Annotated in this window: 7 protein-coding genes; all 7 read right to left on the bottom strand. The window is 42.8% G+C overall.

The features are described 5' to 3' along the window. Nucleotides 1-1,773: proline--tRNA ligase (locus PX484_RS02140; protein WP_288102737.1), on the bottom strand; the 1,773-nt coding region annotated here is incomplete at its 3' end. Nucleotides 1,774-2,410: 637 nt separating this feature from the next. Further along, a complete protein-coding gene (locus PX484_RS02145) occupies nt 2,411-3,181 on the bottom strand; it encodes a class I SAM-dependent methyltransferase (protein ID WP_287766432.1) in 771 nt (256 codons plus the stop codon). A gap of 301 nt (nt 3,182-3,482) precedes the next feature. Continuing rightward, the gene (locus PX484_RS02150; protein ID WP_002756314.1) at nt 3,483-3,716 is read right to left on the bottom strand and encodes a hypothetical protein; all 234 of its coding nucleotides are present in this window, start codon (nt 3,714-3,716) and stop codon (nt 3,483-3,485) included. Beyond that, the gene (locus tag PX484_RS02155) at nt 3,697-3,975 is read right to left on the bottom strand and encodes a BrnT family toxin (protein WP_002756313.1); all 279 of its coding nucleotides are present in this window, start codon (nt 3,973-3,975) and stop codon (nt 3,697-3,699) included. The genes PX484_RS02150 and PX484_RS02155 overlap by 20 nt, the downstream gene beginning before the upstream one ends. A 6-nt stretch (nt 3,976-3,981) precedes the next feature. Next, complete coding sequence (locus PX484_RS02160) at nt 3,982-4,464, bottom strand: RipA family octameric membrane protein (protein WP_287666704.1); 483 nt, start codon at nt 4,462-4,464, stop codon at nt 3,982-3,984. A 434-nt stretch (nt 4,465-4,898) separates the two neighbouring features. After that, nucleotides 4,899-6,185, bottom strand: a complete 1,287-nt coding sequence (locus PX484_RS02165) for a glutamyl-tRNA reductase (protein WP_002802091.1) — start codon at nt 6,183-6,185, stop codon at nt 4,899-4,901. Nucleotides 6,186-6,369: 184 nt separating this feature from the next. Continuing rightward, complete coding sequence (gene glpX, locus PX484_RS02170) at nt 6,370-7,407, bottom strand: class II fructose-bisphosphatase (protein ID WP_002756310.1); 1,038 nt, start codon at nt 7,405-7,407, stop codon at nt 6,370-6,372. Nucleotides 7,408-7,529: the final 122 nt, after the last annotated feature.

Below are 7,529 nucleotides of genomic sequence, written 5' to 3' on the forward strand. Positions count from 1 at the left end.
ATAGGAAACCACCTCATTAATTGCTACTTCTGACGCTTTTTTACTGGCTCTTTCGACTAATTCCACCTTACCCGATTTGAGAGATTTACCCGTGACAATGCGATAGGGAATCCCAATTAAATCCGCATCTTTGAACTTAACACCTGCACGTTCATTCCGGTCATCTAAAAGGGTTTCAATGCCCGCTTGATTTAACTCATTGTATAAACTTTCGGCGGTTTTTACCTGCTCGGCATCGGCTAAATTAGGAATAACCACAATCGCTTGATAGGGGGCAATAGCTACGGGCCAAATAATGCCATCTTTATCGTAGGATTGTTCTACGGCTGCCTGGGCTAAACGCGATACTCCTATACCATAACAACCCATACAAATGGGGGTAGATTCTCCCGCTTCATTAGTATAAAAAGCATTCATGGCTTGAGAATATTTATAGCCCAATTGGAAGATATGACCGACTTCAATTCCTCTGGCACTTTGCAAGGTTTGATTGGGATCATGAATAGCTCGATCGCCTACCCGGGCCTTGCGTAGATCGACGATTAATTCCGGTAAGATAAAATCTTGACCCCAATTGGCCCCCACTACATGAAACCCGGTTTCATTAGCACCAGTGATAAAGTTTTCTAAGTCTGTCACCGTGTTGTCTGCTATGCGTAAAAACTTAGGAGCTATATCGCTGGATTTTTTGAGTAAATTATCTTCTAAGTCGGGAGCAATATAACCTAAAGGTAAAGGTTTAGTTGCCCATTTCTGTTGAGCGGCAGCATCGGGTATTTTTAAAGCCAAAATTGTTTTAGCATTGTAACGGCCTGCCTGTCTAACTAATTCATTTTGTAGTTTAACTTCATTAACCTCTTGATCACCGCGAATATGCAGTAAAACTAAAACAGTTATGCCGCTATCATAAACCACTTCGTAGAGAACATTTTTGACGATAGCGGTGGCAGAACAATCGAGAAATTGAGCTAAACTTTCGATCGTGTTGGTGTTAGGAGTTTCTTTTTTAGTAAACTTTTTAAAGGGAGAAGCCACTTTATCTGCTGGCAAAGAAACGGCTTTTTCCACATTAGCCGCATACTTTTCATCGGCGGTAAATAAAACCTCATCTTCTCCGGCATCAGCTAAGACCATAAATTCTTGGGATGCGGAACCGCCAATCGCTCCAGAATCCGCTTCTACTGCCCGAAAAGCTAACCCACAACGGCGGAAAATATTGCGGTAAGCTATATCCATCGCTTGATAGGTTTTCTTTAAACATTCCTCGTCGAGATTGAAAGAATAGGCATCTTTCATAATAAATTCTCGTCCCCGCATTAAACCAAAACGAGGGCGAATTTCATCGCGAAATTTAGTTTGAATCTGATATAAATTAACTGGTAATTGTCGATAGGAACGAATTAAATCACGAGCGACGGCAGTAATTACTTCTTCGTGAGTCGGTCCTAATCCTAACTCCCGGTTTTGCCGGTCCGTCAGGGCAAACATAATCCCTTCTGCTTTTGTGTAGGTGTCCCAACGGCCTGATTCTTGCCAGAGTTCCGCCGGTTGCAGTTGGGGAAGTAAACATTCTTGGGCGCCGGCTTTATTCATTTCTTCCCGGACTATCTGGGAGACTTTCTGTAAAACCCGCCACATCAGGGGTAAATAGGCGTAAATGCCGCTGCCAATGCGACGAATGTAACCGGCACGGACTAAGCATTTATGACTGGGGATTTCCGCCTCGGCCGGGTCTTCCCGGAGAGTGACAAAAAGCTGTTGAGAGAGTCGCATCCTATCGATATCCTTTTGAACAGAAGACTTTCTATTATCTCATCAAAGGAGGGGGTCTGCAATTATCAATTACTTGTGTTGACAAACAATAACAGCGACCAGTTTACCGATTCTCAGGTATTTCCCCTCATAACTTGAGACTGGTTGGAGAAGCATTGAACCTTAGTTGCAATTGCCTAACTCCCTTGTTCTCTACTCTAGGAAATATGAGCGTTCAGGTCGGTCGCTGTTATCGTCGTTATCGAGACAGAATGTAACTTTAACAGGGTTTACTCCTTTGTGAACTTGACCTTTATAACCTTGCCAGTTGATCTGTCAGGGAAGCTTTTTTCTTTAGCTTCAATTATTAATATAACATCGGATCGGAGCTAGAAGTCTTTCTCTTAATCAAAGTTTACATTACTGGGATCAAGGAAAAGCCTAGATGTTTTGACGCTTGACCGATGATAATTAACCTCAGTTCGGTATCAGAAAAGGAGGGGGGGTTAACCTGAAAGAATACAAACGATTCAGCACCCCCGTTCTACTTTAGCCGAGTCCCGCCCTCTCGAACCGGTCATCGAGTTTTTGGCAGTGGCTTCGACATCGCAATCAACTGATGATGCGGGGTCAGACTGAAGGCGATGTTAGTCCAAAATTATTTATTTTGAATTACCATTGTTGCACAAGTAATTATATTTTCTAGATTGTTATACTCGACTCTTTGTTTTTCAATATAATTATCAAATAAATATTTTTTATCTGGATATTTTACCGCTAATTCTTGGCATCTTTGCCTAAGATAATTAAACTGCATTTCATACTCATCATTTTGATTTATTTCAGTTTCTGTATATTCTTTTATTAATTTCATGCCAGCTTTTTCTATTTGTTTTAACAGCATACTTTTTTTGAGTATAAAGTCATGCTTATAGGGTTGATCATCTTCAAAATATCCATCGTCCAAGATAATTAAACCATCCTTTATCAGATTCTTTTTTAAGATAGTCATAGTGTCAAAATAATTTCCAAATACGGGACCGATCGAGCCGAGAATAATCAGATTGAATTGGTTTAATGTATCGATTATTTCTCGTGCGTCTCCTGAAATAAATTTACACCTTGAAGTAATTGCTTCTTCTCTAGCTTTTTTATTAGCGATTTCAATAAATTCTGGTATTGCATCGATTCCAAGGCAGTAGCAATCCAGTTCAATTGACAATTTTATCGAGACTGCACCTTTGCCGCAGCCTAGATCCAGTACATTTAATTCAGAATAATTATTTGTATGTGCTTTGACAATTTTAAGAATAGAATTTGCAGAAGAGCCTATTTCCCAGAAGTCCTGTAAAATATATGGAAGAAAAGGTAAGATTGACTTATCTTGGCAATCCATAGCCTGTGCAATAGTTTCTTCTAAGGTCTTCATTCTCTCTAAAAATTTCTGGACTAACCATCAATTATATCGCTCCCTGCGGTCCCATACCCTCCTCTAAGTAGTCGTGCAAAATAAATTTCCTAGTGAAGAAAGGCAAAAGGCAAGAGGCAAGAGGCAAGGGGGGGTTAGATTTGTGTAATTAATTTTGCTTAGGTACTTATCCTACTTCCATCAGTTAAACACCCCCTCAATTTGGGCATAATTACCGCAGAAGGCTTTCTAATATTCCACTCAAAACGTGCGTTAACGTAAAGCACCGCTAACTTTAATAATGATGGATTGCTAATTATACTCACTGCTGTTGTTGTCTGACATAAGCATCTACAAGATTACGAATCAGGGATTGATAGGAAGCATTATGACGTTGAGCTTCCCGTTTAAAATACTCAATACTCTCCTTAGAAAATTCCATCGTTATCCTGACAGTATTTTGATTCGGTATTAGCTGCTCTGGTGGCGGTAAAAAGTCTTCGACAATTGTCACCTTACCAATCGGTTTTGCGGGATCAGGGGTTATGTTCTTCATAGAATTTTCTCCATTTACGCCATTCAGCTGCGCCAAATATACGAATCACTCCATCGCGGTAAGTAAAACGCACCGTTAAAACCCGGTCTTTTACCTTACCAATACAAAACCAACGTTCCTCTGAGTCACTATGTTGGACATCATGGACAATCAAACGATGTGGATCGAAAAACGCATATTGAGCAGTCTCAAAGTCCACACCATGTTTAGCCTTATTGTCAGCCTCTCTTCGACTATCCCAATCGAAAGTGCTTGTCATGTCACTCTAGCATAGTTTAGTTTGTGTCGCTAAGTATAGAAAAATGCACCAGAAAATAACAAACAAAACAGGAATAGAAAGAGCAGGGAAAATCCCCCACCGATGAATCCAAGTATGTTTATTGTCAACAAACCTTGCTTTAAAAGTAGAAATATTTCCTAAATACTTATCCTGCTCAAGGATGCGTTTTTTTTCTGTCTTAAGTTGATCCATCGCTTTGATAGCCGCATAAAGCGAAGCTCCAATAATACATGATGTCAGAATTCCTAGTATTGGTAAAAATACAGATAGAAACCCAAGTCGATAATTATTATTACCAGAAACTGCAAATGCTGCCATCAAAAAAGACTGGGAAGTGACATACCAGTTCATTCGATTGGCAATCAGATTGTGTTCACGATGGATCTCTTGGTCGATTAATCCGTAATACTCAATCGACTTGAGGTTTTCCTCGTCATTCCACCATTTTTCTTGCTCTTGATTACCCATTAATTCATCTCCCCATATAGCTTATTGAATTGAACTAAATCACCATCTTAAGTAAGTGTTTGGAATTAAATATAAAGATGGATCTCCTTGAAGGACTTGCTGCGACTCAATTTCCTAGAAAATTAGTTGCCCCATATTTTTAGTTAAATTGAATCAACAACGATTATCGAACCATTTAATTAGCACATGGCATAAAAGCAAGCTGTGACTGGGTTCTAATTCTTGGAGATGTCCATTAATTATACCGCTCCCTGCTGCCAACTCCGGCACTCATGGACAGCCTTAACGAGTAATTTAGAGAGTCAACCGCTTAGTGGTCTGTCAATCTTGAAATTGTGGATAGGGGAATCCTGCCAAATTATTCGCCCCCAGTGCCTCAAAATCATCTTAACAGACCAATAGAATCGCCCTTAATTTTTGTCAATTGTCGGCCCCTAACTATATTCCTCCCCGACACTGAGATTAAAGAGCATTTGCAGGGATTGTAAACAGCGCTTACGCGCTTCGATATCCTGTTGGGCCCGCAGTTGTACCATGGGTTCGTGAAGGATTTTATTAACGATACCGCGGGTCATTGCTTCGATAACTTCTTGGTGTTTTTCGGCGAATTCCGTCCCCAAACGGGAGAGGGCCTTTTCTAATTCCTGTTCGCGAATATCTTCAATTTTGCTTCTTAAACAGCTAATTGTCGGTACAGTGTCCAAAGAACGCCACCAAAGCTCGAAAGCTTCCACTTCCTGCTCTAGGAGTGCCTCTGCTTCCCTGGCCATCTGACGGCGACTTTCCTGATTGGCGGCAACCACCGCTTTAAGATCATCGACGTTAAAAGCTTGCACTTGTGCCAATTCCTTCACGTCGGTGTGGACGTTGCGGGGAACAGAAATATCGATTAACATCAGCGATTTAGCAGTAATCGTCACTTCTGTCAATAAATTTTTAGTTAAAATTGGTTCCGTGGCTCCGGTACTGGTAAAGACGATATCCGATGCCGCTACGGTAGTCATCATCTCTTCTAAGCCATATAGTTGCAGCGGTAGGTGAGGAAATTCACGGGCCAACTCCTGGGCCCGTCTTTGGGAGCGATTGACGATCGCAATTTGCTGAGAACCCTTAGCCAGAAGGTGAGTAACTAATAATCGGGACATTTTCCCTGCCCCGATAATAGCGATTTTCTTGCCGCTGAGGTCTGCCACCTTAGCATGGGCTAACTCCACCGCCGCCGAACTGATCGATACGGCTCCCGTGCCGATGCTGGTTTCCGTGCGGACGCGCTTACCGGCAGTCATCGCTTGTTTAAAAAGGCGATCGAGTAATTGGCTAATAGTATTGTACTTTTGAGCTAATTTATGGGTATTTTTAACTTGAGCGAGAATTTGCCCTTCACCGAGGACAAGACTTTCTAAACCGGCCGACACCCGGAGCAGATGACGCACAGCATCCTGATGCAGTAGGGTAAACAGATAACGACGCAGGACATTAAGGGGAATATGCCCGATTTCAGCGAGAAACTGGGTAATTTCCACCACGCCCTTTTCCGTATCCGTAACCACGGCGTAGATCTCCAAACGGTTACAGGTGCTGATAATCGCCACCTCTTGGATGTGGGGATAACCCTTGAGGTGGGTAAGAGCGGACTCGATTTTCGCTTCCGGGATACTCAATTTTTCGCGAATTTCCACAGGGGCTGTCTTGTGACTCAAGCCCACTACAGCAATATTCATTTATGTTCTCCTACAAATGTTGCTCAGGCTACAAAAATTATTGATAAAGATCAGTGCGTTATGTCTCTAATTGTTGCAATTTAGTCCCAATCGGGATGCAAATAAAAGATGTTTGAAAAAAAACTTTATATATTTTTACCAATGGGGGCGAGGTGAGCCATGCCCACCCCACCGGGTCAGAGAATTATCTCAGTTGAATGTATTTGGGTTGGTCGAACAGGTGAACGGTATCGACAAAGCGAGCGGTTTTCGATTGGGTGGAGATAACCAAGCTTTGGGTACGAGCGCCACCATGGAAGAAGCGTACCCCTTCCATCAGGGTGCCGGGGGTGATACCACAGGCGGCAAAGAGGACGGTTTCGCCACTGGCTAATTCTTCGCAACCGTAAACGCGATCGGGATTAGTGATACCCATTTCTTGCAGACGAGCGAGATTACCCTCGCGGCTTTCGCCGATTAAACCGGTTTTGACCACTTCGGGATCATAGATTAATTGTCCCTGGAAGTGACCGCCTAGACAACGCATAGCCGCTGCCGAGATTACCCCTTCTGGAGCGGCACCGATACCCATGAGAGCATGAATATTAGTTCCCGAAAAAGCGCAGGAAATAGCGGCCGATACGTCACCATCGCTGATCAGACGAACTCTGGCCCCGGCGTTGCGGATTTCTTGGATTAATTCCTTGTGACGGGGACGATCCATCACCACTACCACCAGTTCTTCGATCGAACGATTGAGACAATCGGAAAGAACTTTCAGGTTTTCCGTCGCCGATTTATTAATATCCACATGACCTTTAGCTGCTGGGGGAGCGGCTAATTTTTTCATATAAAAGTCAGGAGCGGCGAATAATCCACCTTTTTCGGAGATCGCTAACACGGCCATGGAACCATTTTGACCGTAGGCAACCAAGTTAGTGCCTTCGCAGGGATCGACGGCGATATCGATTTCGACCAATTCGTCGGGATTACAATATTGTTTGGCATCAACTTGGGTACAGATACCCACTTCTTCGCCAATATAGAGCATGGGAGCCTCGTCTCTTTCCCCTTCTCCAATAACGATGCGACCGCGCATATGGATTTTATTCATCCGTTCGCGCATCGCTTCCACAGCGACGTGATCGGCGATATTTTTTTCGCCTTTACCCATCCACTTCGAGGAGGCAATGGCAGCCTGTTCGACCACTTCGATAATTTCTAACCCTAGCGTACTTTCCACTCGATGATCCTCCCTACAGCTGATCTATGATTTATCTAGTGAGTTTGTTTCCTTAACAGTCAAAAGTCTATCACCAGACGGGGATCATTCTTAAGTTTTTATGTAGATCATCTGGAGGAGAC

Origin of the sequence: Microcystis sp. M49636_WE2 (assembly GCF_030065375.1) — a bacterium.
GTDB lineage: Bacteria > Cyanobacteriota > Cyanobacteriia > Cyanobacteriales > Microcystaceae > Microcystis > Microcystis aeruginosa_C.

Excerpts from the sequence above, each read along its gene's own strand:
- PX484_RS02150 (WP_002756314.1), bottom strand. The coding sequence starts at position 3,716 with ATGAAGAACATAACCCCTGATCCCGCAAAACCGATTGGTAAGGTGACA.
- PX484_RS02145 (WP_287766432.1), bottom strand. The coding sequence starts at position 3,181 with ATGAAGACCTTAGAAGAAACTATTGCACAGGCTATGGATTGCCAAGAT.
- PX484_RS02155 (WP_002756313.1), bottom strand. The coding sequence starts at position 3,975 with ATGACAAGCACTTTCGATTGGGATAGTCGAAGAGAGGCTGACAATAAG.
- PX484_RS02160 (WP_287666704.1), bottom strand. The coding sequence starts at position 4,464 with ATGGGTAATCAAGAGCAAGAAAAATGGTGGAATGACGAGGAAAACCTC.
- PX484_RS02165 (WP_002802091.1), bottom strand. The coding sequence starts at position 6,185 with ATGAATATTGCTGTAGTGGGCTTGAGTCACAAGACAGCCCCTGTGGAA.